24 protein-coding genes and 2 pseudogenes are annotated in these 22,503 nt (G+C 69.0%); 9 read left to right on the top strand and 17 right to left on the bottom strand.

The window, feature by feature from the left end; genetic code table 11:
- Window positions 1–141: 141 nt before the first annotated feature.
- The 3 genes from ACIA5C_RS47590 to ACIA5C_RS47580 all read right to left on the bottom strand — a co-directional run bounded on the left by ACIA5C_RS47590 (window position 142) and on the right by ACIA5C_RS47580 (window position 1,773).
- Window positions 142–861 (bottom strand): spermidine synthase, encoded by a 720-nt coding sequence (locus ACIA5C_RS47590; protein WP_396067821.1) that lies wholly within the window; start codon window positions 859–861, stop codon window positions 142–144.
- Between the two features lie 64 nt (window positions 862–925).
- Window positions 926–1,378 (bottom strand): hypothetical protein, encoded by a 453-nt coding sequence (locus ACIA5C_RS47585; RefSeq protein ID WP_396067819.1) that lies wholly within the window; start codon window positions 1,376–1,378, stop codon window positions 926–928.
- A gap of 86 nt (window positions 1,379–1,464) precedes the next feature.
- Window positions 1,465–1,773 carry a hypothetical protein gene (locus ACIA5C_RS47580; protein WP_396067835.1) on the bottom strand — a complete coding sequence of 103 codons (309 nt, stop codon included), beginning with the start codon at window positions 1,771–1,773 and terminating at the stop codon, window positions 1,465–1,467.
- A 28-nt stretch (window positions 1,774–1,801) separates the two neighbouring features.
- On the opposite strand from ACIA5C_RS47580, the pseudogene ACIA5C_RS47575 reads away from it, so the two are divergent.
- Window positions 1,802–1,972: pseudogene (locus tag ACIA5C_RS47575) on the top strand (ISL3 family transposase); the annotation flags it as partial.
- Window positions 1,973–2,040: 68 nt separating this feature from the next.
- On the opposite strand, the gene ACIA5C_RS47570 reads toward ACIA5C_RS47575, so the two are convergent.
- From ACIA5C_RS47570 to ACIA5C_RS47550, 5 genes and pseudogenes are all read right to left on the bottom strand, one after another.
- Window positions 2,041–2,619: a DUF305 domain-containing protein gene (locus ACIA5C_RS47570; RefSeq protein ID WP_396067817.1), complete on the bottom strand. Its 579-nt coding sequence runs from the start codon at window positions 2,617–2,619 to the stop codon at window positions 2,041–2,043.
- A 59-nt stretch (window positions 2,620–2,678) separates the two neighbouring features.
- On the bottom strand, window positions 2,679–3,947 hold the full coding sequence (locus ACIA5C_RS47565) for a primary-amine oxidase (protein ID WP_396067815.1): 1,269 nt from the start codon (window positions 3,945–3,947) through the stop codon (window positions 2,679–2,681).
- A gap of 11 nt (window positions 3,948–3,958) precedes the next feature.
- Window positions 3,959–4,684 (bottom strand): hypothetical protein, encoded by a 726-nt coding sequence (locus tag ACIA5C_RS47560; protein ID WP_396067813.1) that lies wholly within the window; start codon window positions 4,682–4,684, stop codon window positions 3,959–3,961.
- A 124-nt stretch (window positions 4,685–4,808) separates the two neighbouring features.
- Window positions 4,809–4,934, bottom strand: coding sequence for a hypothetical protein (locus ACIA5C_RS47555; RefSeq protein ID WP_396067811.1), 126 nt, complete (start codon window positions 4,932–4,934; stop codon window positions 4,809–4,811).
- Window positions 4,935–4,947: 13 nt separating this feature from the next.
- Window positions 4,948–5,210, bottom strand: a pseudogene (locus ACIA5C_RS47550) (transposase family protein); the annotation flags it as partial.
- Between the two features lie 128 nt (window positions 5,211–5,338).
- Between ACIA5C_RS47550 and ACIA5C_RS47545 the strand changes: the two are divergent.
- The 3 genes from ACIA5C_RS47545 to ACIA5C_RS47535 all read left to right on the top strand — a co-directional run bounded on the left by ACIA5C_RS47545 (window position 5,339) and on the right by ACIA5C_RS47535 (window position 8,933).
- Window positions 5,339–5,707, top strand: coding sequence for a hypothetical protein (locus ACIA5C_RS47545; RefSeq protein WP_396067809.1), 369 nt, complete (start codon window positions 5,339–5,341; stop codon window positions 5,705–5,707).
- Between the two features lie 546 nt (window positions 5,708–6,253).
- Window positions 6,254–7,834, top strand: a complete 1,581-nt coding sequence (locus ACIA5C_RS47540; RefSeq protein WP_396067807.1) for a nitrate/nitrite transporter — start codon at window positions 6,254–6,256, stop codon at window positions 7,832–7,834.
- A gap of 55 nt (window positions 7,835–7,889) precedes the next feature.
- Window positions 7,890–8,933 carry a WD40 repeat domain-containing protein gene (locus tag ACIA5C_RS47535; protein ID WP_396067805.1) on the top strand — a complete coding sequence of 348 codons (1,044 nt, stop codon included), beginning with the start codon at window positions 7,890–7,892 and terminating at the stop codon, window positions 8,931–8,933.
- On the opposite strand, the gene ACIA5C_RS47530 is transcribed toward ACIA5C_RS47535, so the two are convergent.
- Window positions 8,815–9,672, bottom strand: coding sequence for a class I SAM-dependent methyltransferase (locus tag ACIA5C_RS47530; RefSeq protein ID WP_396067803.1), 858 nt, complete (start codon window positions 9,670–9,672; stop codon window positions 8,815–8,817). The genes ACIA5C_RS47535 and ACIA5C_RS47530 overlap by 119 nt on opposite strands.
- A gap of 212 nt (window positions 9,673–9,884) precedes the next feature.
- Here ACIA5C_RS47530 and ACIA5C_RS47525 point away from each other — a divergent pair, with 212 nt between their 5' ends.
- Both ACIA5C_RS47525 and ACIA5C_RS47520 read left to right on the top strand, forming a co-directional pair.
- Window positions 9,885–10,685 (top strand): SDR family NAD(P)-dependent oxidoreductase, encoded by an 801-nt coding sequence (locus ACIA5C_RS47525; RefSeq protein WP_396067801.1) that lies wholly within the window; start codon window positions 9,885–9,887, stop codon window positions 10,683–10,685.
- Between the two features lie 252 nt (window positions 10,686–10,937).
- The gene (locus tag ACIA5C_RS47520; RefSeq protein WP_396067799.1) at window positions 10,938–11,213 is read left to right on the top strand and encodes a hypothetical protein; all 276 of its coding nucleotides are present in this window, start codon (window positions 10,938–10,940) and stop codon (window positions 11,211–11,213) included.
- 170 nt (window positions 11,214–11,383) lie between these two features.
- On the opposite strand, the gene ACIA5C_RS47515 is transcribed toward ACIA5C_RS47520, so the two are convergent.
- The gene (locus ACIA5C_RS47515; protein WP_396067797.1) at window positions 11,384–11,671 is read right to left on the bottom strand and encodes a transcriptional regulator; all 288 of its coding nucleotides are present in this window, start codon (window positions 11,669–11,671) and stop codon (window positions 11,384–11,386) included.
- A complete protein-coding gene (locus ACIA5C_RS47510) occupies window positions 11,671–12,234 on the bottom strand; it encodes a hypothetical protein (RefSeq protein WP_396067795.1) in 564 nt (187 codons plus the stop codon). The genes ACIA5C_RS47515 and ACIA5C_RS47510 overlap by 1 nt, the downstream gene beginning before the upstream one ends.
- A gap of 1,146 nt (window positions 12,235–13,380) precedes the next feature.
- Here ACIA5C_RS47510 and ACIA5C_RS47505 point away from each other — a divergent pair.
- Window positions 13,381–14,091, top strand: a complete 711-nt coding sequence (locus ACIA5C_RS47505; protein ID WP_396067793.1) for a hypothetical protein — start codon at window positions 13,381–13,383, stop codon at window positions 14,089–14,091.
- 154 nt (window positions 14,092–14,245) lie between these two features.
- Window positions 14,246–14,647 (top strand): VOC family protein, encoded by a 402-nt coding sequence (locus tag ACIA5C_RS47500; RefSeq protein WP_396067791.1) that lies wholly within the window; start codon window positions 14,246–14,248, stop codon window positions 14,645–14,647.
- Window positions 14,648–15,221: 574 nt separating this feature from the next.
- On the opposite strand, the gene ACIA5C_RS47495 is transcribed toward ACIA5C_RS47500, so the two are convergent.
- From ACIA5C_RS47495 to ACIA5C_RS47475, 5 genes are all read right to left on the bottom strand, one after another.
- Window positions 15,222–16,688 (bottom strand): MFS transporter, encoded by a 1,467-nt coding sequence (locus tag ACIA5C_RS47495; protein WP_396067789.1) that lies wholly within the window; start codon window positions 16,686–16,688, stop codon window positions 15,222–15,224.
- Between the two features lie 130 nt (window positions 16,689–16,818).
- Window positions 16,819–17,382 (bottom strand): dihydrofolate reductase family protein, encoded by a 564-nt coding sequence (locus ACIA5C_RS47490; protein ID WP_396067787.1) that lies wholly within the window; start codon window positions 17,380–17,382, stop codon window positions 16,819–16,821.
- Window positions 17,383–17,462: 80 nt separating this feature from the next.
- The gene (locus ACIA5C_RS47485) at window positions 17,463–18,629 is read right to left on the bottom strand and encodes a sensor histidine kinase (protein WP_396067785.1); all 1,167 of its coding nucleotides are present in this window, start codon (window positions 18,627–18,629) and stop codon (window positions 17,463–17,465) included.
- A complete protein-coding gene (locus ACIA5C_RS47480) occupies window positions 18,626–19,594 on the bottom strand; it encodes a hypothetical protein (RefSeq protein WP_396067783.1) in 969 nt (322 codons plus the stop codon). The genes ACIA5C_RS47485 and ACIA5C_RS47480 overlap by 4 nt, the downstream gene beginning before the upstream one ends.
- 115 nt (window positions 19,595–19,709) lie before the next feature.
- The gene (locus ACIA5C_RS47475; RefSeq protein WP_396067781.1) at window positions 19,710–20,315 is read right to left on the bottom strand and encodes a response regulator; all 606 of its coding nucleotides are present in this window, start codon (window positions 20,313–20,315) and stop codon (window positions 19,710–19,712) included.
- 315 nt (window positions 20,316–20,630) lie between these two features.
- Here ACIA5C_RS47475 and ACIA5C_RS47470 point away from each other — a divergent pair, with 315 nt between their 5' ends.
- Window positions 20,631–21,482 carry an endonuclease/exonuclease/phosphatase family protein gene (locus tag ACIA5C_RS47470; protein ID WP_396067779.1) on the top strand — a complete coding sequence of 284 codons (852 nt, stop codon included), beginning with the start codon at window positions 20,631–20,633 and terminating at the stop codon, window positions 21,480–21,482.
- A 187-nt stretch (window positions 21,483–21,669) separates the two neighbouring features.
- Here the strand turns inward: ACIA5C_RS47470 and ACIA5C_RS47465 are convergent.
- Window positions 21,670–22,503: transposase (locus ACIA5C_RS47465; RefSeq protein WP_396067777.1), on the bottom strand; the 834-nt coding region annotated here is incomplete at its 5' end.

Here is a 22,503-nt window from a genome sequence, read left to right as displayed (position 1 = left end):
GGCGGCCTGTCCGCCCTGTGGGTCACCGAGAACGACGACATACAGCAGATCTCGCTGAGCTGACCGAACATCCGGAACCCCGGCCGGGCCGTGCGCGCTGCGTACGGCCCGGCCGGGGTTTCCGACCGTACGGCTCGCGGGTCAGCCGTCGGCTGTAGCGACGTAGACCGTGTTGGCGGAGGTGCCCCCGGTCAGCGGATTCGCGAACGTCACCACATGCGGCGTCGCCGTGGCGAAACACTGCCGCAGAACGGCCAGGAACGCCTCGTCGGGTGCGTCGTCGGACCACAAACCGAACGCTCCACCCGGGCGCAGGCGACTGCCGAGCCGGCGTAGTCCGGCGGCGGTGTAAAGGTCGGCGTGAGCCGGGCTCAGGACGTTGACGGGCGAGTGGTCGATGTCGACCATGATGGCGTCGAAGCGGCGGTCCGGGCTCGCCGGGTCGAAGCCCGAGCCGTCGTGCAGCAGCGCGAAGAAGTCGCCTTCCAACAGGGTGGTGCGAGGGTCGGCGGTGAGAGTGCCGGCCTCCGGGAGCAGTTCACGGCGATGCCAGTCGATTACGGGGGCCAGTGCCTCGACCACGACCAGGGATCGGATCCGGTCGTCGGCGAGGGCGGTGCGGGCGGTGTAGCCGAGGCCGAGCCCGCCGACGACGGCGTCCAGCGGCGTGTCTGGCAGGACGGCCAGGGTCAGCCGGGCGAGTTCCTCCTCGGCGGCCGTGAACAGGCTGGACATCAAATACTCGTCGCCGAGCTTGACCTCGTACACCTCGGTTTGCGTGGTGAGGTCAAGACGCTTGCGCAGGCTGATCTCGCCGATGCGGGTAGCGGCCCAGGCCAGTTCGGCGAATCGTGAGTGCATCAGGGTGACCGTACTCGACCCGGCACCCCGACGGACACCGGACATTGCCGCGGGCCGGCCGTGCTCACTTTCGGGAACGGCCCTTGACCGCGGACAGCGCAACCAGGAACTGGCCGCCGCCCGCGTCGACACTCGCGGCCACCGGCAGGCCGGGCGCCAGCCGGGAGAACCGGTCGACCAGCCAGTCCGCCGCCTCCTGGGCATCCTTCTTGCTCGGACTGCGAGCAACCAGCTCGCGGCCACCCTTGCGTTCGAGGCGCTCGGCGACGGTGATCAGCGGCGCCGGCTCCACCACGTGCAGATGGTCCGGCCAGGCGATGACCACCTTGACCGCACCCTTGCGGGTGTTACAGGCACGGTGGGCGAGCCGCTCGGCGACCTTGGCCTTCTTGTCGGCCGTACGGCTGTCGACGCTGGGACCCCGCGGGTCGTTCACCGGCATGTCGGGGTCGACCGGCTCGTCGCACACCCAGCATCGCCAGCCGTCACGCTCCGCGACATCATCAAGAAGGCTCATCCGAGCAACTTAGCCTGTCGCCCCGGACGACCGGTCGTGGCGCTTCTCGAGAGTGAGCGGCCTGGACAACAGAACGTCGATCCACCTCAGGCAGGGTCGGCGCGGCGGTGTTGCTCGCTCTGCGCCCGCCCCTGATCGGTCGCACTGACGACGGCGTCGATCTGGCCGACGAGATCCGGATGCCGGCCCAGATGCTGGTGGGCGTCGGCGAGCGCGGGCAACCGGGTGGCGTCGGCGTCGCCGAGGGCACCGCGGAGCCGGGCCACGTCGGCGGCGGCCGAAGGGCCGAGGTCGTCCAGGACCGCGTCCTGCCCGGCACCGCCCCGCAGGGACCGCCTCGCCCCACGACACGGCCGTGCCCCGTTCCAGCGCCGCCCCCGGCTGACCAGCCGCAAACCCGCCCGGCTACCGGTAGGCGTCGGCCTGCAACTGCTGCGGATACCGCTTGCCGTGCCACCGGTTCCACGGGTGCTGGGTGTTGATGATTTCGCGCTGCGGCGGCAGAGCCGCTACGCCACTGTGCTGATCGATGCGCAAACACGCCAGCGGGTGGACGTGCGGCCCGACCGTAACGCCGACACGCTGAAAGCGTGGGCCGGCCGCCGAGCTCCCGCACGAGCGGCTGCCCGCCCCTCGTCCTACAGCGCTCCCGCCCCGCGGTATCAGGCTTGCGCGCTTTCCAGCAAGCTGGTCATGGCGTCGATCTCGGCGGTCTGCTCGTTGATGACATGTTTGGCGGTGCTGTGGATGAAGACGTTCTGTCCGCCGCCGTTGAGCAGCACCCAGGACATGTCGATGGCACCTCGGTGATGCTCGATCATGAGGCGCAGGTACAGCGGCACGGCCTGTGCGGTGGGCGCCTTCTGCAGCCGTACCAGATCGGCGGCGCTGAGCATGCCGTGCTCGTGCTCTCCCCCGGTGTCCAGATGCCAGGCGGCGAGCCAGGCAGTGAGTTGATCGATCTCGCGCTGCTGGTCGGCGACGATGAATCGGGCGATGTCGCCGATCCGGTCGGGGAGGCCCGGCCGGTCGAGCAGTTCCTTGCTCATCTGCACGGCCTGGGCGTGGTGGGCGATCATCATCTGGGCGTAGTCGACGTCATCCGGGACCGGTGCGGCCGTGCCGGCCTGAGCGGCGAGCCTCGGCTGAAGCCGGGGGTGGTGGCCGACGGTGAGGGTGATGACAGCGGCCGCGGTGGCGAGCAGGACGACAGCGACGGCGAGATAGCGACGTACCGCCAAGTTGATCTCTCCCGATGGTGGTGCCCGACCCGGTCCGCGGGGACCGGGTCGGGCGGGGCTCACGAAGGCTTTCCGTTGACGTTCTGACGGCCGTCCGGGGCGGCGGGGTTGATCGCGGTGAAGTCCCGCGGCTGCAGGTCGAAGCCCTGCCAGTGCAGCGGCATCGGGCTTTGGTCCTCGTCGCGCGGCACATGGTGGAAACCGACGCGGACCCACATGATCGGGTTCGTCATGGTCTCCTTGTCCTTCGCGAAGTCGAGGATCGTCTTCTCCCGCGGGCACTGCGGGTCGGCGTTACCGGTGGCGAACTTCTCGCAGGCGTGCGCCTGGGTGAAGGTCACATCGGGCGTTGTTTCCGGGTGCGCCTCGTAGACGTCGTTGGCTCCGGTCACCAGCTGGTAGGAACGCAGGTGACCGTCGGCGTTCTTGCTGGTCGAGCTGACCAGCCGCCACCAACGACGGTTCGCCTTGGTGAAGGTGCCCTCTTTCGCGATGGCCGTCTTCGCCGTGGTCAGCTTGGCGGCCATCGATCCCCGGCCGTTGACCTTGGTGTCGTACTGCTCGACCTTCTCCTTGCCGGCGCCCCCGATGTTGAAGTCCACCCGCCAGAACGCGTTGTGGTAATGCATCGCGGCGTAGTCCTTGGCGCCCTTGCCGACCGGCCAGCCGTCATTGGCCTTCACGTAATCGTCGGGCGACAGGTCGCCGGTAGCCCCGAGCCGGGCCGAGATCTGACCGGCGTCACCGAAACGGTATTCGGAGACGTACTCGTACCAGCCGACCTTGCTGATCGACCGCAGCACCAGGTCGAAGCCCTGCTTGGAGTAGACCTTCGGGGTGTCGCTCAGGTCGTCGTTGAGCCGGTAGGCGAGCCCCGACTGCTCCGCGCTGACACACAGGACGTTGCGGCGGTGCGCCTCCGGGCCGCCGTCGGAGCCCTTGCGCGCCGACCCGCCCTTGCAGTCGTCGCCGGTCAGGGTCTGCAGATCGTCGCCGCCGAACCCGAAGTCGGTCAGGTCGTTGAATTCGGTCTCACCCGAGTCGTACGGGACGTTGAGCTGCCCGAGCCGGATCGATTCCAGTACCTGGGTCGGGGTCGCGGACCGTTTGGCCGAGAAGTACACCTTGTCGAGCACCAGCCCGGCCCGGGCGTCCATGTGCCAGCACATCTGCCACACCGTGCCGTTGGGCAGGGTCTCTTTGACGCTCGCCGAGGAGACGCACGCCGCGGGCGCGGCCGCCTGTGCGGTGGCGGGTGCCAGCCCGACCGCCAGCGACGCGACACTCAGGAGGACGGCCGCACCGGCGGCGGCCTTGCGATAGGTCATGCCCGTTCCCGTTAGTTGAGGCGGGCGATCGTACGCCCGGAAAGGTCGACGATGATCTTGTCCAGGTCGAGAATGTGGCCGTCCTGGGTCTGCACGATGAGCCGCAAGCAGCGATCCTTGCCGCATTGCGAGGCGCCGGTGTCGGCCGGCAGGGCGTGATAGATGTGCGCCGTCGGACTGAGCGCCTGACCGGTGAAGGTCTGCCCGGTGGCCCTGGCGTACGCATCCTTCAGGTCGGCGGAGAGCGGATTGGCCAGCAGCAGGTCGAGTGCCGTCTTGACCTCGCGGTCCGACGGCGGCAGCTGCATGCCGGTGGCGGCGTAAGAGCCGGTGAGCCGGCCGGCGCTGACGTCGACGACCTGCTTGACCAGCCGGTTGCCGTGATAGTCGTAGTAGTACAGCTCGGCCGTGCGGCCGGTGTCGGTGTCAGCGATGTCGGCGGCCAGGTACTCCGGGCCGGCCGCCCCGGTCACGTCCTTCGCGCCGGCCTTGAGCGCGGTCGTCTCGGCCAGCGAGCGGGCTCTGGTTATTTCGGTACTGGTCAGCGCGTCCTGACCGATCCCGGCCGAAGGCGCCGGACCCGGGTCCGGATTGGACACGCTCGCCTGGTCGGCGGCCACGGTCGGTGGCCCGCCGGGCGCCGGCGCGGCGCTCGCCTCCCACGAGGCGACGCCGAACGCGACCAGCGCGGTCACCGTCGCGACGCCGAGAACCCAACCCCATTTGGGGTACCTCATTGCCTGCCCCCACAAATAGACAAGTACATCTGTGAGAGCCGATATTTTCACCATCCGGCCGGCGCCATATCCCCTGAAGATGCCAGATGGCTCAGTCGGGAAACGGTCACTCCAGCTTCCGTTCTCACCGGGCGCTCAGGCGGGCTCTTGCGGTGACGGTCTGCTCGGTCCCGGCGCGGCGGCGGCCCTCGTAGTGGGCAAAGGCGGCCGCCGGGTCGTCGTGGTCCCGCAGGGCCATGGCCCGGGCCACGGCGTCCTCAATGCAGCGGTCCGAGGGTGTCGATGACTCGGTGGGCGGCGGAGTGCGAGACTCCGAACAGGGGGCCGGTCTGGCGCATGGTCAGGTTGGTGCGCCAGTACACGGCTACCAGCAGGACACGGTCGGGCAGGTGAGCGCCCACGGGCGTCCGGGCCGGCCGTCGGCGATCGTCCGACCGTCCCGTTTGGAGGAGGCCGATGAGGGCGCGCCAGGGTTGGTAGCCGTAGTCGCAGCCGTAGCCGAGCAGGGCGCCGGTGATGCGGGCACAGGGGAAGGTCCGCGACACTATTTGGCCGCCAGTGGGGATTATCGCTGGCCACGGACAGGCGTCGCTTGTTACCTCTTCAGGGAGCTTGAGCGCGCGGCGGCCACCCCATCTACTGAAATCTATGCGAATGACTTCGGTACGACCTCGGGTTCTCACCCATCTCACAGCCGTCGCTCTGGCGGCCGGCGCAGCCACGTTCGCCGTCGCGACGCCGGCCCACGCCGACACCGCGCACGGCTGCGTATATCCGCGCGTCTGCTTCTACCTGACGTACACCGACTTCAACAACAACAAGCCGGCCGCCGCGTACAAGGACTATGGCCTCCAGAACCTCGGGCCGCTCGCCCGTCAGAGCACCTGGGTGCTGAACACCCGCAACGACGACGGCGCCCTCATCCGCACGGCCAACGGGACGAACTATTGCTTCCTCCCCAACAAAAACAACGCGATCTACAGCCCCATCACGATCGATATCCGCGACAGCCTGAGCTGCTGACCGGGCCTTCACGACACCGGAGGCCAGGCCGCGTTGCGTAGCAGACGCAGCCCGTTGAGGCCGACGATCACGGTGGAGCCCTCAGGGCCGGCCACGCCCAACGGAAGCCAGGCCCGACCTTGCGCCGATCGGGTGTTTCACGGCGTCAAGCTTTCACCTCACGTCGGCCTGCACGTCGGACAGATTGCTGTCAGTGGCTTGACCCATGCCTTGTCAGGCAGCCTCGCATATTCAAGTAGTGCGAGTTCTCTAGGTTCCAGGGCTGGTTCGTCGCGTTCGGTGATCAAATTCCGTCGAGTAAGAAAGTCGGTGCGGCCGCGGCAGATTGATGGCGAATGTGCGTCACGGGCACCCTGGTCGGGTGCGCCGCAATAAACCCTTCCGGTGCCCAGTAAACCGGAACGAATACGTTCCACGTCCGCAATGACCCATTCTCCGCCGACATGCGGTGACACCGCTATTGACACTTCCAGGTGCACGCCTGGATCTGGAAACAAATCGCTGATTTGATGGGGCCAAGCGCTGATCGGATCGGGTGTGTTGGCGATGACCGTCTTGGAGAAGCCGTTGCCGCGGGCAGGGATGACGCTGGCGCTGGTCACGACCGGGTTGGGGCTCAACCTCAGAGCCTCGATACTTCTCGGTCCGCACCTGCACGAGCGGTTCGGGGTGAGTCCGGGGCTGCACCTTGCTCTGGTCGCGCTGCCCGTACTGGTGGCCGCGTTGGTGCGGCTGCCGGTGGGAGTGCTTACCGACCGGTACGGCGTACGGGTGATGTTCCCCGCCGTCAGCCTGGTGGCCGCCGCCTCGGTGATCGGTCTCGGCCTGGCCGGCTCGTTGCCGGCGGCGGTCGTCGCCGGGGCGGCGGCGGGCACGGCCAGCTCGGCGTTCATCGTGGGTGCGGCGTTTGTGTCGCGGGTGTTCCCGTACGGACGTCGCGGCCGGGTGCTCGGCGTGTTCGGCCTGGGGGTGGCGCTCGCCGCGGCACTCTCCGCCGTTTCGTGGTGCCTCGACCGTGAGGGGCGCACCACCGCTCTGGCGCTCGGCGGGTTGCTGGTGGCCTTCGCCGTGCTGGTCACGACGCTGATCCGGGAGCCGGCCCCGATGAACCGCGCCGGTTCGCCGATGCGGGAGTGCGCGGCACTCATCCGTCTCGCCTCGACCTCATCGGTGTCGCTGCTCTATGCGGTCGCGCTGAGCGGCATGCTCTCGATCGCGGTATTCCTGCCCGTCTACCTGGTCGCGGCGCTGCACTTCGACTGGATCCACGCGCTGGCGATCACCGGGGCGGTGGCCATCCTGGCGTCGGTGGCGCGACTGCTCGGCGGATGGCAGACCGACCTTTACCCGACCCCCCGGCTGTTGGTGATCTGTTACGGCATCGCCGCAGCCCTGTGCCTGGTCGTCGCGGCGGCTCCCGGCCGGGTGCTGCCGGTGGCGGCGATCACCGGGATAGCCACCTGTGACGGTGTGGCCGGTGGCGCCCTGCTCGCCTTGATCGGCAAGGCGGCGCGGCCGTACAAAGTCGGTGCGGTGATGGGGGTGACGGGCGCCACCGGCGCCTTCGGGGCACTGGTTCCGCCGTTGCTGCTCGTCGGTCTGCATCGGCTGGGCTGGGTCGTGCTGGCCGCGGTGCTGCTGGGCGCGATGCTGTACGTCCGGACATGCGATCTCCAGGTCGGACTGGGCCTCGCCGTCGGGTTCCGCCCCGCGCCGAGCCCCACCTCGACGACCGTGGCGGTCCTCGGTCAGCCGGACACCCGGCTGGGTGCGGCGGCGGTGGTGGCCGGCCTCGCCGAGCTGGCTACGAGCGACGAGCTGATCGTCGTGTACGGCGTCGACGAGCGTCCGCCGCTCGGGCTCACTGCCGCCCGGCTGGCGGCCGGTCTGCAGATCCGCCTGCCCCGGCACCACGTCGTCGCGATGCCGGTCGACGACCATCCGGACCTGCTCGGCCGCGACGCTCTGCTGCTCGGCGAATACGTCGACGCCGGCACGTTGGCGATCGCCGTCACCCGGACGGCGAACCAGAGCCGCGTCGCCGCCGACCTCTCGATCTACCTGCAGGCCGACCGGGTCCTCACCGTCTCGTACGACCCGGCGGACGGCTCCGTCCTCAGCGGCTGAAGGCCCGGGAAGAAGCCGTCCAACTCCCGGCTAACCGGGTGAACACCGTGGCCTCGTGTCCACGCACGACGGCCCGCTGGTGGTCACCGGCGCCGAACACGGCCGCTTGCGGCGTTGGGACCTCGGGGGCAACCCGGCCGGTGCGGACCTGACCGGGCACGGCGCGAAGGTGGACGACCTGGCGGCAGCCTCGAGCACGCTGGTGTCGTCCGGGAGGGACGGAGTCTGGTGCTGGGACGCGGCGACCGGCGCGCCGGTCGGCAAGAAGTTGCCGATGGCAACGTTCGGCCTTGCGGCAGTACGCCTGCCCGACGGGCGGCTGCGGCTCGCCGCGGGCTCCGACGACGGGTTCCTGCTCGGCGATCCGCTCGCCGGCACGGTCGTGGAGATAGCAGGCGAGCGGATCTCGGACGTCGCCGCGGGCGGGCTTCCCAGCGGGCGCGCGTTCTTCGCGGGCGCGTGCAACGACGGCCGGGTCCGGCTGATCGACCCCGCGACCGGCAAAAGCACCGGCCTGGCCGGAGGTCGTGCGGGCCTGGCCGGTCTGCCCGGCGAGGCGTACGCGGTGGCGGCCGACGCGACGACGGTGGCCGCCGCCGGTGAGCACGGACTGATCCGGCGGTGGAACGCGGCCACCGGGGAGCGACTCGGCGAGGCCATCGTCGCGAGCGATTGCTGTATCACCGGCCTACGGTTTCACCGCCTCGTCGACGGCCGCCTGCTGCTGATCTCGCACGACGACGTCGGCGTGGTCCGCCGGTGGGACGCCGGCACCGGTGCGGAATTCGGCGAGCCGTTGCAGGCCGGTGGCGAGGCCGGCGCACCATTCGACCCGGCGGCCGCCAACACAGATCACCTGCTCGCCGTGGCCGACGGCAACATCGTCCGCTGCTGGGACGTTCGCACCGGCGTTCACCTCGGCGACATCACCGAAGCCGCGAGCGCCGTCACCCAGGATCTGCTCCTACCGGTAGTTCCGGTTAATCCTCGTGGCCTGTGGTCGAGCCGTGGGCTTTACGACCGAAGTATAAAGCGGTCAGGTGTGGGCGGGTGGTCATCCCGCCGTACGCGTTATTCACCAGATCGGTCAGCGTATTGAGGACGTGGGTCCGCTGGCCGGCCGGTAGCCGCCGGATAGTGATCATCGAGTGGAACAACGCGCGCACTTGGTCAGCACTCATGGCAATGTCGGACGGGATCAATTCGTATTCGATATCGACGAGGCCGGCACCGCGTCGCAGATCGTCGCAGCGGGCCTCGGTGTCAAGTTGGAACCCCGTCCCGCCGCGCTGGTTGCCAGGCTCGAAGCCCAGCGCGGCGGTGGCCGCGGCCAGCAGTGGATCGTCGCGGTGCGGGTCAGAGAACAGCGACCACCAGATCGCCGCCCATCCACCCGGGCGCAGTACGCGGCCCAACTTGGACAAGGCGGCAGGCTGGTCGAGCCAGTGAAACGAGGTGGCGGCCACGACAGCATCGAATCCCCCCTCGAGGTCGGCTTGCTCAAACGGCGCCGTCACGACCTGAACACCGGGCAACGTGTGGGCGAGGTACTGGGCAAATCCCGGGTCCGGTTCGACCGCGACAACCTGTGCTCCCGCAGCCAAGAGGTGCCGAGTCACCATCCCGGGTCCGGGTCCGATCTCCAGCACCTTGCTGCCCGGTCCCACTGCGCATCGCGAGCGTAGTACCTCGTACACCCGCGACGGATAGTCAGGCCGCCCGTCCTGGTACCCGGCGGCATCGGCGCCATAGATGCTGCGGGCCGCGTGCCGCAACGTATCGAAGCCCGCCGTATCTGCACCGGCGCCGGTGCCCGCCGCGTCGTGCTGTGAGTCCATCCCGCCCATTGTAGGGATCGTTACGGTTCGCTGAGGCGGCGCACATGGCCCAGGCGTACGGCTCCTACCCGGCGCAAACCCCGAATTGCCGCCGCAGTCAGTGGCAATCATCGATGCCGCAACGCACTGATTCGGCAGATCCGCGTGTTGATTGGCCGGCTCGTGACGGTCGCGACCGTGTGTGCCCGCCCCGGTCAGGGCAGACTGGCACCGTGGCGAACATTCTGATCACCGGCGCCTCCGATGGGCTGGGGCGGGCGCTGGCGCGCGAGCTCGCCGCCGCGGGCCACCATCTCGTCGTCCACGGCCGCGACGCCGGGCGGCTGGCCGGCATCGCCCGGGAGACCGGCGCGGTGGCGATCCGGGCCGACCTGTCGTCGCTCGACGAGGTACGCGCGCTCGCGGCTCGGGCCGCCGAGCATGCTGACGGAATCGACGTGCTGGTCAACAACGCCGGCGTGGGGTTCGGCGCGCCGGGCGCCGGTCGGGAACTGTCCCGCGACGGGTACGAGCTGCGCCTGGCGGTCAACTACCTGGCGCCGTATCTGCTGACCAGGTTGCTGCTGCCGGTCCTGCACCGGTCCGGTTGCGCCCGGATCGTCAATGTCGCCTCCGCCGGGCAGCGTCCGGTCGACCTCGACGACCTGATGATGGAACGGGAGTACGCCGGAGTGGAGGCGTACCGTCGGTCCAAGCTGGCGCTGATCGCGCACACCTTCGATCTCGCCGACGAACTGGCCGGTTCCGGCGTCACGGCTAACTGCCTGCACCCGGCCTCACTGATGCCGACCGCGATGGTGCGCGAGTCCCGCTACGGCACCATCGACTCGCTGGAGCAAGGGCTGCACGCGACGCTGCGCCTCATCGTCGACCCCGATCTGGAAGGCGTAACCGGTCGGTACTTCAACGGCACGCAGCCCACGCGGGCACTCGACCAGGCTTACGACCCGGCGTTCCGCGCCCGGCTGCGGGAGCGCACCGAGGCTCTGCTGCTCGCGCGGCACTCTCCGTGACCGGCACCAGGAATGGGCGGGCTATCCGCAGCAGCTCAGTGCGCGGCTCTCGAGCGGCTTGGTGCGGGTCGGCAGCATGATCACGTGTCGACCGACCCGACCTCAGATAGGCACGAACAGCCCACCGGTAGGGCATGCGAGCTGGCTCACGCCTTGCCACCCCTTCTCGGAAGGGCCGTACGGATTCGGATATTCGACCGAAGAGGGAAGCTGCAGCCAGCCAGGAAGCGTCGCCATCGGGAGGCGCCGTAAATGCTCCTGGACATCACGGATCTCGCATCCGTGGGCGCGCTGGCAGAAGCGCTACAGCTGCGGTCGGACTCGCTGGTGATGGACTGGCTGCAATTGCCGGACCTCTGGCTCGAGTTCACTGCCGCCAACGGAGCCGTCCTCGTCACGCTCGGCGTGCTCCGGCCCGGTTGGCTTCGTTGGGACCCGCACGGCGATCTTCAGCTCGCCGCACCGGACTCGCTTGATGGGCTACTTGCCGGCTTGAACCTTGGTGACGCTGGTCTGGAGCCCTTTTGAAAGGTCCGCACTGTTCTTCGCGGCGCCTCTCCCGGCGTTCGGTTCTCAACACGAGCGTGCGCCAAGACCACCTAGCAACGATTACGTCGGAGGACCACTTTCGGTGATCGGCGCGCACGGCCGGCGGCATGAGCGGACGCTGCCAGTGAGTCGACAGGAACTGCTGGGGATCAGTCGACCATGTCGATCAGCCGGCGAAGGGCCGCGACGTGCGCGCGCAGGGCCTGCCGGCCGGCGCTGGTCAGCCCGATCCACGTCGTGCGTCGCCCGGCCTGGACTCCCTTGCGGGTGTGCACGTAACCGGCGTCGGCCAGCGCCGAGACGTGTTTGGACAGCACCGAGTCACTGACCTCGAGAACGGCCCGCAGCGTGGCGAACTCCGCCTCCGACACCGCGGACAGCGTTGTGACCACCTGCAGCCGGATCGGGGCGTGGATCAGCGGGTCGAGCTCGGCCATCAGCCGGTTACCAGTAGCGCGACGAGCCCCAGGCACGCGAGCACGGCGAGCGCGGCAAGCATTCGCGCCGAGGCGCCGCCCGCATGGGCGGCCGGGTCGTGCCGGTAGGCGTGCCACCACCGGAGGGTGCCGAACGCGTAGCCGACTCCCCCGGCCACGGCCGCCGCCGCGACGAGCCACCAGCGCGACTCGAAGGCGGCCCACGTCGAGGCCCCCAACGCGCCCAGGTAGGCCAGCGTCGGTGTGGCCCCGGCCCCAAGGACGATCTGACTGGCCAGACCATCGACCCGGACGCCGTTGATCCGCCGGAACTGGTAGAGCAGGAGCGCGGCCACGCCCAGGAAGACTGCCACCCCGGCCAGCGCCACCGCGAGCCCGGCGGCCGTCTGAGTGGAGATCCCGTAGGCGGCGGCGCCCACCTGGACCGCGATCGCGGCGGCCAGTGCCGGGTGCAGGCCGGTGGGCAGTCGCAGGCCGGCGGCGAATCGCTGGCGCGCCTGGTCCGCCACGGCGAGCACGGAGCGGGGATCGTCCGGGTTCTGTTGTGCCGGGTTACTTTCCATAGCGGAAAGCATGCTGCGTACTTTCCAGTTTGGCAAGTATGTCAACGTCGCCAGCGGCCGCAGTCGCTTGGGCGCGGCACTTGAACGCACGACGCTTAACGAAGCTCCGGTGCCTCGCTTGGCTTTGAAGCGCGATCAGGACCGAGCCGTCCGGACATCGGCTAATCCGCGCGTCGCGGGCCAGCATGGGTTGCACAGAGTGCGACGAACTTGCCGGCCTCCGCGCGCGATCGTCTCGCCGAAGAGATGGGACCGCCGAGCAGCGGGCATCGCTGTTGGCCGCGGTAGCCCGGGGTGGTGGTGCAGGGACCGCCGACCGAAGCGGGGGTTACGGTGGACCAATAGCAACCCGAGGATGAGGCTGCAGATGATTAACATGCGGGAGTTCGCGCGGCGGCTGAGCACTCTCGGAGCTGACGCGTTCACCAGCGACGACGTCGTGGACTTGGCGACCGCCGCCGATGTTCGTATCAGCGCTGACCTCGAGATCGACGCCACTTTGGCGCAGCGCTTGCTCGACCAGATCACGCCCCCGCCGCCGGTCACCGGAGCGCAGATCACGGCATCGCAATGGCCGCCACCTGTGTCTTCCCGGCCTGCGGCGCCTTCGGTGTCGTTCTCCAGCCCCGGTGCCGTCGACGGCCCGGCTGGTCAGCCGTCGCGGCCCCGCAGGTCTGGGCCTGCGCGTAGCGATCGGCGACCGGGCCCTCGACGAACTGGCAGGTGAGACTACTGGCCACTCTGGCAGTTCCTACTGCTTGGATGGCGGCGATCGGCCGACGCCGCACGGGGTACCGATTTAGCGCTGGCCGCACGGGACTCGAAGCCGGCTGGACTGCATTTCGCTCTTGCCGCAGTCACGGCGCTGCGTGTGCTGAGCGGCTGACGGTATGGCAGGCCAGTGGAGAGGTCGGAGGCCGGCGGATCCGGTCCGTAACCATCGCCCGTCCGACACAACCACCAGCCTCCTCGTCACAGCGGTCGGCTACGAGACCAGCGATGCGATAACTCTCTCGCCGCCATCATCAACTGAACTTCGTCGTCTTGCCCCGCCCTGCTTCGGACGCCCGCACAGGCCCGGCGCACGACAATTCAGTCAGCACGCGGATCGCGGCAAATCGGGATACGAGCCGGCTGACCTTCGCGGTGACCGGTGCGGCCGTGCTGCTGGTGGCATCGGCTGCCGACCGGTGGCGGGTCGGCCGGGTGGCGGCGGCGGCGCTCGTCCCGCTGCTGCCGACCCCGGTGCCGGCCATGGCCGAGCGGCCGGTGCCGGTCTTCATCAGCAGTGGCGCCTGGCGGGACTATGTGCGCCCAGGCGGGGCGATGGTGCCGGTTCCCCTGCCCACCAGCTGGCTCGGCCGCGATGCGCTCGGCTGGAGCGCGGCCGCCGGTCAGGAATTCGAGGTACCCGAGGGCTATTTCCTCGGTCCGGGACCGGACGGGCGGGGAACGATGGGACCCACGTTCACCAGCCGCACGACGCAGCTGGTCGCCGACGCCCGGCGCACGGGCGAGGTGCCGGTCCTCACGCCGGCGGACCGGCAGGCCGTGCGGACCGACGTCGCCGGCTGGCACGGGGAGGCGATCGTCATGCGTGCCGAGGCGGGCAACGCCGCCGTGTGGGAGACCGACACCATCGCGGTGGGGCTGCGGCACGAGGCGATGGCGGTCGACGTGGCCTATGACGGCGGGCAGGCGCTGGAGAAGGCCTCGTTCAACCGGTACAACGCTGCGGGTCCTCGACCGGGACATGCCCGGCGGCACCGGGGACGGGCCGAGCGGAAAAGACCTCTTTCCAATGGCTGGCTCCGGGACCGTTACCGTGGCTCAGCGCGCAGACGGATGGACGCCTAACCTCGGTGACCGCCGTTTCGTTGGTTACGTGGTGGAGCTGACTGGTGTACAGCAACAGCCTTCCGCATGACGATTCGAGTGTACGCAGCGTGCCCGCGACCTCACATTATCGGCGGCAGTTCAGCGCACGAGCCGCATCGGCCATCATGAGTACATGCGCCTTTTCCGAGTAGTCCTTCCTGTTGCCGACATCGATGCCGCGGCGGCCTTCTACCAACAACTGCTAGGCGGCCAGCCTGGTGAGCGAGTCACTGCCGGAAGGCACTACTTCGAGTGCGAAGGAACCTTACTCGCCTGCTGGGATGCGGTCAGCGATGGCGATCCGGAGTTCCCGGGTCCCAATCGTGGCGTCGTCTACCTCTCCAGCTCGGAACCTCTGGACGACGTGCGCGAGCGGGTGCTCCGGTCCGGGGCCGTACCCGACCCTGAACGAGGAACGGTGGCGGTACGACCGTGGCGAGAGCGGTCCTTCTACTTCCGCGACCCGTGGGGCAATCGTCTCTGTGTCGTGGCGACCGGTAGCGAATATCTCGGCGGGTCATTCACCTTCCCGTGATCGGAACGGAGCTGTTCCTCAGCCGACCAGCGAAGCATTGTTCTCGGCGGATGAGTGTGTCGATCTTGGCGCGGCGGGAACGCTTGGGCACGTGCATCGTGCCGTAGAAATTTGTCCAGCGCGACGTCGGAGCGGTGTAAGAATGGCAGGTTGAACTGACAGGAGGTGACCATGCCGTACCAGTACTTCTGCGAAGCATGTGTCCGCACCTCCTCGCCCGTCGTGGACCAGTCCACCTTGAATCGACTGGGCCGTGAACGGCCCGGATCGAGTGTGCTTGACAGGCTAGAGATCAGTCCGGGGCCGAACCAATCCTAGAGATCCACATCGATTGCGCTATCCCTGTGCGTGGATGCAGAACGTGGTCTGGATGGTGGTCCGCGGGTCGTGGGTGCGAGCGCTGAAGAGACCGTGGCAGCCTGGGGCGGTTGAGCGTCAGGCCGCCGTGGGAGCGTAGCGGCACGTCGGATTCGGCATTGAGGCGTGTGACTACCTGGACAGGATCGCCGGACTCGATGGTCGTGTCCGGCCACGCCAGCGGCTGGGTCGTGGCCGGCGAGCTGAGGCTCGGGATTCAGTTCGCCGGGCGGGAACGTGCCACGCGGAGCAGCAGGACGATCACCATCACCGCCACACCGAAGATCCCGACCGCGCGGAAGCCGGAGCTGAAGGCTTCCTGGACGTGGCGCAGCAGGGTGGCGTCGTGCTGGCTGCCGGCCTCCCGGAAGCCGTCGACCCACGAGCCGTCGGCGTGCCCGGTGCTCGAGGTCAGCCTCGAGCGGTAGACGACGGTGCCGATGCTGCCGAGCACGACGAGCCCCATCGCGATACCGATCTCGTTGGCCGTCTGTGCCAGTGATGCGGCCGAGCCGGCACGCTCCTGCGGCGCGTGGGAGATGACGTCGTTCATCAGGAACGGGAACGCCGCTCCCACTCCGGCCGTCGTCAGCACCGCGCCGCAGACGACCGTGAGGATGCCGGACCGGCCCGCCGGGACCATCGCGTAGAGCAGGAAGCCGGTGGCCATCACGATCAGGCTGCCCAGGATGACCCGCGACGGGGGGATGTGGCGGCCGAGCCACGGGCCGAGGTTCGACGCCACGATCATGGCGATCATCGACGGGGTCAGCCACAGCGCCGCGCGCAACGGCGACAGCTCCTGAGCGGACTGCAGGTAGAACGCCCAGTAGATCGAGGTGCCGCCCATGACCATCGCGGTCAGGAAGAGGACCCACATCACCCTGGCGACGCCGGGCCGGCGCAGCACGGATAGGTCGACCAGCGGGTCGTCGAGCGTGTTCTGGCGGCGCACGAACGCGGTGCCAAGCCCGACGCCGGCCACCGCGGCGACGACCGGCTGCCACGACCAGCCACTGTTCACGATCATCTTGAGCGCGGCGACGACCAGCAGGATCGAGGCCAGGCACAAGGCGGCACTGGGCAGGTCCAGGCGGCCTGCGGCCGGTGCCCGAAACTCCGGCAGCAGGCGCGGCGCGGCCACCAGGGTCACCAGCATCACCGGCACGCCGAGCAGGAACACCGAGCCCCACCACCAGTACTCGATCATCACTCCACCGATCAGCGGCGCGATGGTCATGCCGACCAGGAAGCAGGTCATGTACGCGCCCATCGCGGCGACGCTGCGCTTCGGGTCGGGGAAGAGCCGGCCGATGAGCGCCAGTGATGCAGGCATTATCGCCGCGCCGGCGACGCCCATGACGGCCCGGGTCACGATGACCATCCAGGGGCCGGTCGAGAAAGCGGCGACCGCCGAGGCGACCGCGAAGACCGCGGCGCAGATGACGATCAACCGTCGCCGGCCGATCCGGTCACCGACCGCGCCCATCGTGATCATCGTGCCGCCGACCATGAACCCGTAGATGTCGTTCATCCAGAGCAGCTCGGTCGGTGACGGGCGCAGGTCGGCGGCCATCCGGGGCAGGGCGACGCTGAGCACGCTGATGTCGATCGCGATCAGCAGCGACGGCAGGGAAAGCAGCGCCAGCGCCAGGCGAGGATCCCGCAATCGACCCGCTGTCATGGTGGCGCTCATTGATGGACAACCTCGCTCATGTCGTTCTCCAAAGTCTCCGGACGTGTACTCGATCAGTGTCGTCGACCGGACCGGGCGACCGGCAGATACCGATGTGGTCGGGTGGCGATGACAAAAGTCAGCCCAGCCGGTAGTGCGACACGAGTACCTGCCCGTCGAGCGCCTTGGAGTCGACGAGCAGCAGCTTGTGGCGGTGGTCCGGCTTGGCGAAGAGCTGCCGGCCGCCGCCGAGCACGACCGGGTGCACCGCGATGTGGTACTCGTCGATGAGCCTTAGCTCGGTCAGCGACGCCGCCAGCGCGGCGCCGCCGGTGAGCAGCATGTCGCCGCCACCCGGCCGGGCTTTGAGCGCCGCGACCTCCTCGGCCAGGTTGGCGCTGATGACGCGGCTGGTCCATTCGTCGCCCTGGTACGTGCGGGAGAAGACGATCTTCGGCGTGGCGCGCCAGAAGGGTGCGAAGGCGGCGACGTGCGGATCGTCCGAAATGGACTCCGCGATGGGCCAGAAGCCCACCATCATCTGCCACACCGTCCGCCCGAACAGCAGCGTATCGACGCGCTTGTCCAGCCTCTCGGAGTAGGCGGACAGCTCCGGGCCCATCACGGGCCAGTCGAACTCGCCGTTAGGCCCGTCGATGAACCCGTCCACCGAGGTGTGCACCCAGTAGATGATCTTGCTCATGATTGCCTCCTTCTTCGTGGTCATAGGCAGGTCGGAGCCGGCCCCACGTCTCGACATGGCGGCCGGAGAAACTTTTGCGGTTAGGGGCGGTCGACCAGCGCGTTGGTCTCGGGCAGTTCGACGCGGAGGTGGAAGCGGCCGTCGCCGGATGCCTCACTGCGGGCCCACCCGCCGGCAGCGGCCGCCCGGTCCTTGAGTCCGCCGAGCCCGGAGCCGTCGCCCCCCGGCGGTTGCCGTACGCCGTCGTTGCGGATGTCCAGCGACATCGCGCCGCCGCTGCGGGCGAGCGTGATCGTGCAGGTGGTGGCCTCGCTGTGACGGAGCAGGTTGGTGGTGCCCTCGCGGACCGCCCAGGCCAGCACCCGCTGCGCGTGTTCCGGCAGGTCGAGGTCGGCGCCGGCGGTGTCGATCCGGGTGTCCACGCCCGCCCCCATCAGCAGGCCCTGCGCGGCGGCGATCTCCTCGCGCAGCGTCACGTGGTGCTCGTCGCGGGTGACAGCCCGCACGTCGCGCAAGGTCGAGCGGGCGATCTCGGTCAGACTGGTGATCTCGTGCCGCGCCCGGACCGGGTCCAGCGGCAGCAGCCGCGCGGCCAGGTCACCCTTGAGGGAGATCGCGGACAGGCTCTGCCCGAGCAGGTCGTGCAGGTCGCGGGAGACGCGCACGCGCTCCTCGTCGACGGCGAGGTCGGCGAGCTCGGCACGGGTGCGGTACAGCTCGTTGACGAGCCGGACCAGCCGGGCGGTCCCGTAAAGCATGAAGGAGAACACGGCCCAGGTGAACGCGTAGTACACGAGCTCCAGGACCACGTCGCCGGTGGACAAGATCTGAGACAGCAGCAACACGTACCCGATCCCGCTGCCCACGTAGCCGATGGGGAACCCGACGGACACACCCCACGGGCGCGGGAGCATCAGCATGGCGGACGCGGTGAGCGGCAGCGAGGTGCTCGCCCAGTCGAGTCCCAGCCAGGGCAGCGGGGCGTAGACGAGGGCCGCCTGCAGCGCCAGCGTCCACTGCCACGCCACCGGCCGCCGGTCGCTGACCGCGGCGCGTACGTGCCGCAGGTGCACCACGGCGAGCACGGCGCCGGCCACCAGCGCGAACACGACCTGGTTGGCGGTGTGCTGCCGGATGGCATCGGTCGCGACCAGGATCGGTGACATGACAAGTAGCGCGAGGTGCAGGGCCACGAGGAGCCAGGGCGCCGCCCGCACGATGCCTCGCGGGTGGCCGGGGCCGGTCATCGGGACACCTCGACGCCCACGCGGAGGCGGCCGCCGGACGCGCAGAGGGTGATCACGGACGTCCCGGTGGACCCGTCGCGGAGCAGGCAGTCGACCGCGGCCCGCAAGGCCTTCCGCACCTCGCCGTCCGCGTATCGGGGCAGGTCCTTGTCGGGCAGCACAAGCCGTGCCGGTACGCCCGCCGCCGACAGCAGGTCCATCGCCGTGTCGAGCTCGGTGCGCAGCGACACCCGGTGGTAAGAGCGGACTAGGCGGCGTGCGGCGGCCAGTGCGCGGCGCGAGCCGTCGACCAGGGCCCGCAGCTCGCGCAGGGCGCCATCGGGATCGGTGCCGGCCTGAGCCGCGGCCGCCTCGCCCCGGCGGGCGATCTTGTCCAGCGACTCACCGACCGTGTGCGCGAGCTCGCGGTCGATGCGGATCCGCTCCCGGAGAACGGCCTGGCCAGCTAGCTCCTCCCGGGCCGCGTGCAGCTCGCGGAGCGCTCCGGCGAACCAGGTCGGAACGAGCACCGCCGCGCCCCGTTGCACGACGACGAGGATGGTCCAGAACGGGTTCGGGTTCGGGTTGACCAGCAGGTCGATGGGGACCAGCGCGCCCACGAGCACGCAGCCGGCCACGATCGCCCACGGCCGACGCAGCACGATCACCGTCGATGCCAGCAGGTGGGCGAAGGTCAACTGCCACCCGCTGCCGACCAGCGGCACTCCAGCCGCGATGATCACGGTCATCGCGGCCAGCGTCCATCCGCCGTGCCGCGGGCGCCGCAGGTGCGCGGCGCTCCACGCGTGATACCCGCACATCGGCAGGTAGCAGCACATGAGCACGAACGTGGTGAGCGCGCTCGTCGGGTTGCTGTTGCTCGCAGCCGTCAGCGACACCTGGACGCCGACGCCGGCCACCAGCACCGCGATGGGCGCGGCGGTGACCAGCCGAATCGTCCGGTCGGAGTAGCTTCGATCGGCCAACGCGCGCCTCCCCGCGAGTGCGTCGAAAGACCAGGCTAACCGCGACCAGGGCCTGGGCACGGCCGGCATCCTGATCAGCGCCGCCGCCGGCACCGGGCGGCCGCGCAGCGCGGTGTCAGAGCCAGCCGGCATTGCGGGAGATCCTGATCGCGTCGATGCGGTTGTTGGCGCCCACTTTGCTGATCGCGTTCGACAGGTAGTTGCGCACCGTCGCCGGTGACAGGGCCAGGCTGCTGGCGATCTTGTCGGTGGGCAGGCCGCTCTCGGCGGCGCGCAGCACGTCGGCCTCACGGGCGGTCAGCGGGCTGCTGCCGGTCTCCAGCGCGGCGGCGACGAGGTCCGGGTCGATGACCCGCTCACCCGCGTACACCCGGCGGATGCCGTCGGCGAGCGTCTCGGCGGGCGCGTCCTTGACGATGAACCCGCGCACGTGCGCCTTGAGCGCTCGCAGCAGGTTGCCCGGCTGGCTCAGCCCGGTCAGCACCACCGTGCGGCACTCAGGCAGCTGCTCGTGCAGCCGCTCGGCGGCGGTCAGCCCGTCCAGGCCCGGCAGGTCGATGTCGACCACGGCGACGTCAGGGCGGGTACGCAGTGCGGCGGCGAGGATCTCGTCGCCCCGCTCCAGCTCGGCCACCACGCGCATGTCGTCCTCCAAACCGAGGAGCGCGACCAGGGCACCGCGGATCATGTGCATGTCCTCGGCGATCAACACCCTGATCACATGCCCCTCCTCCGCCACCAGATCAACTCCAGGCACAGTAACGGTGGTCGGGCTTCGCCGCGTAGATACCGGAATCAGTGGCCGGGCGATGACAAAAGTCATCGCCACCCGACCACATCCGCATCTGCCGCATCCGGTCCCCGGAAGGCGACAGTGGCCGGATGACAGCGACGACCGCGCCTGGCGTAACCAACATCGCCGCCGCCAACCGTCACCACGCCCGCACCAGCAACCGCCCGCTCGCGTTACTCGGCATCACCTGACGACTTCGCCGGGACTCAGGTTATGCCTGCGCAGGGCGGGTAGCTCATGGACATGGCGGACATGATCGACGAGGGCGCCCGGACCAGTTCGTTACGGGTATTGACGTTGAACGTGTGGGCACGGCACGGTGACTGGCCGTCCCGACGCGCTGCGCTGGCTACCGGTTTGCGTCAGGTCGACGCGGACCTGATGTGCCTTCAGGAGACGGTGGTGACCGACGATGACGACCAGGTGCAGGAGCTGATCAGTCCCGGCTATCACGTCATACATCACGGCGGCCGGGAGGCCGACGGAACCGGACTGTCGGTTGCCAGCCGCTGGCCGCTGCGGATACTGCTGGAGGAGGCGCTGCTGGTGACGCCGCGTGTCGATCCCCGCGAGCTCGCCGCGCGCGTCGCGGTGCTTGAGGTCGCGGTGCCCGCACCCGTCGGTCCGCTGCTGCTCGCGCACCACAAGCCGACATTTCGGCTTGGCTACGAGTACGAGCGGGAATTGCAGGCGGTGGCGGCTGCTCGTCTGGTCGCCGGCCTGGCCGCCGATCGACCAGTCATTGTGGCCGGTGATTTCGACGATGTGCCCGAGTCGGCCAGCATCCGATTCTGGCGCGGCCTGCAGTCCTTGGACGGCATGAGCGTGCACTATCTCGATGCCTGGGAGGTTCACCACAGGGACGAGCCCGGACACACCTTCACGCCGCGCAATCCGTTGGTGCTGGGCGGCAACTGGCCCTTGCTGCCACCGCGTCGCATCGACTACATCATGGTCGGCTGCGGTGACACCGGCCCGCACCTGCGCATCGCCGGCTGCCGGCTGGCTTTCGACAAGCCGATAGACCGAACCTGGGCCAGTGACCACTTCGGCGTGGTCGCCGACCTCACGTCACCGGACGACCGCCACCGATGACGATCCCTCGACGAGCGGAGCACACGACCGCAGATCCAACCACCACACCATCGGCGGACCAGCTCACCAAAACGGGACACCCTCACGACTTTGCCGACGCCCTGAGGATGATCCACCTCGGGACATCCTCATCGGGACTGTGGATCTTTCGGCTCTGGCGCTCTTTCGGTGGTGACCGTGGGTGATCTCAGTTGAGGAGGATCCGGTGGCGGAGGAGGGTGAATCCGGCTCGGCCATGCATCTGGCGCATGATGCGTTTGGTTTTGGTGTTGACGCCTTCGGTTCCGCCGTTGTGGTAGGGCATGGTCACGGCGGCGTGGACGGCGTCGTGGTCGAGTTCGAGGCCACGGGCGAACGTGTGCAGGTGGGGCAGTTCGGTCGCCCGGACAGCGTCGATCCATGCGTCCAGGCGTGTGCTGTTGCCTTCGGCTGGTCGTAGAAGGGCGGCGAACGAGCCGACGAGCCCGGTGAGATCGATCATTTCCGGGCATGCGGTGGTCAGCTCGTGGCGGTGTTCGCGCTGGTTGTCGCTGAGGTGATCGGGGTGGGTCAGCACGAGGCTGGTCAGCCGGCGCGGGGACATCGGTGGGCGGTCGCCTTCGACCCGGCCTTGGGTGATGTAGCGGACGAGCAGGTTCATGCTGCCGGGATATCCCAGGGCTTTGATCTCCTTGAACAGCTGCAGGTTGCCGATTGCGGGTTCTTGTTCCCGGCGGCGGCGCAGGTGTTCTCGATACGGGTCGACCAGCGTCGGCCGGTATTGAGGAGCTCGTTGCAGGCGTTCGGGTTCGGCGGCGCGGGCGTAGCGTTTGACGGTGTTGAGCGACACGTTCAGCCGGCGGGCGCACTCGAGCAGGCCGACGTTCGCAGCGAGCAGGGTGTGGATTTGCTGCCATCGCTCCCGGGTGCTTTGAGCGCGAGGCCCGTCCTGCATGCGGCCGGCCTTGGCCCAGCACACGCTGTGCGCGGCGACCTCTTTACCGACGGCTTCGCCCAGGCCGTGCCACAGGTGCCACCGGTC

The sequence above is a fragment of the Actinoplanes sp. NPDC051343 genome, assembly GCF_044455125.1.
In the GTDB taxonomy this organism is placed as follows: domain Bacteria; phylum Actinomycetota; class Actinomycetes; order Mycobacteriales; family Micromonosporaceae; genus Actinoplanes.
The sequence above is the reverse complement of the archived record's forward strand: the minus strand, read 5'-3'. Positions and strand labels throughout refer to the sequence as shown.

What these genes read in the sequence shown, in the direction of transcription:
- ACIA5C_RS47490 (WP_396067787.1), bottom strand. Translation starts at nt 17,382, where the DNA reads ATGAGCAAGATCATCTACTGGGTGCACACCTCGGTGGACGGGTTCATC.
- ACIA5C_RS47540 (WP_396067807.1), top strand. Translation starts at nt 6,254, where the DNA reads ATGACCGTCTTGGAGAAGCCGTTGCCGCGGGCAGGGATGACGCTGGCG.
- ACIA5C_RS47545 (WP_396067809.1), top strand. Translation starts at nt 5,339, where the DNA reads ATGACTTCGGTACGACCTCGGGTTCTCACCCATCTCACAGCCGTCGCT.
- ACIA5C_RS47590 (WP_396067821.1), bottom strand. Translation starts at nt 861, where the DNA reads ATGCACTCACGATTCGCCGAACTGGCCTGGGCCGCTACCCGCATCGGC.
- ACIA5C_RS47500 (WP_396067791.1), top strand. Translation starts at nt 14,246, where the DNA reads ATGCGCCTTTTCCGAGTAGTCCTTCCTGTTGCCGACATCGATGCCGCG.
- ACIA5C_RS47520 (WP_396067799.1), top strand. Translation starts at nt 10,938, where the DNA reads ATGCTCCTGGACATCACGGATCTCGCATCCGTGGGCGCGCTGGCAGAA.
- ACIA5C_RS47585 (WP_396067819.1), bottom strand. Translation starts at nt 1,378, where the DNA reads ATGAGCCTTCTTGATGATGTCGCGGAGCGTGACGGCTGGCGATGCTGG.
- ACIA5C_RS47515 (WP_396067797.1), bottom strand. Translation starts at nt 11,671, where the DNA reads ATGGCCGAGCTCGACCCGCTGATCCACGCCCCGATCCGGCTGCAGGTG.
- ACIA5C_RS47560 (WP_396067813.1), bottom strand. Translation starts at nt 4,684, where the DNA reads ATGAGGTACCCCAAATGGGGTTGGGTTCTCGGCGTCGCGACGGTGACC.
- ACIA5C_RS47510 (WP_396067795.1), bottom strand. Translation starts at nt 12,234, where the DNA reads ATGGAAAGTAACCCGGCACAACAGAACCCGGACGATCCCCGCTCCGTG.
- ACIA5C_RS47530 (WP_396067803.1), bottom strand. Translation starts at nt 9,672, where the DNA reads ATGGACTCACAGCACGACGCGGCGGGCACCGGCGCCGGTGCAGATACG.
- ACIA5C_RS47565 (WP_396067815.1), bottom strand. Translation starts at nt 3,947, where the DNA reads ATGACCTATCGCAAGGCCGCCGCCGGTGCGGCCGTCCTCCTGAGTGTC.
- ACIA5C_RS47470 (WP_396067779.1), top strand. Translation starts at nt 20,631, where the DNA reads ATGGCGGACATGATCGACGAGGGCGCCCGGACCAGTTCGTTACGGGTA.
- ACIA5C_RS47485 (WP_396067785.1), bottom strand. Translation starts at nt 18,629, where the DNA reads ATGACCGGCCCCGGCCACCCGCGAGGCATCGTGCGGGCGGCGCCCTGG.
- ACIA5C_RS47495 (WP_396067789.1), bottom strand. Translation starts at nt 16,688, where the DNA reads ATGACAGCGGGTCGATTGCGGGATCCTCGCCTGGCGCTGGCGCTGCTT.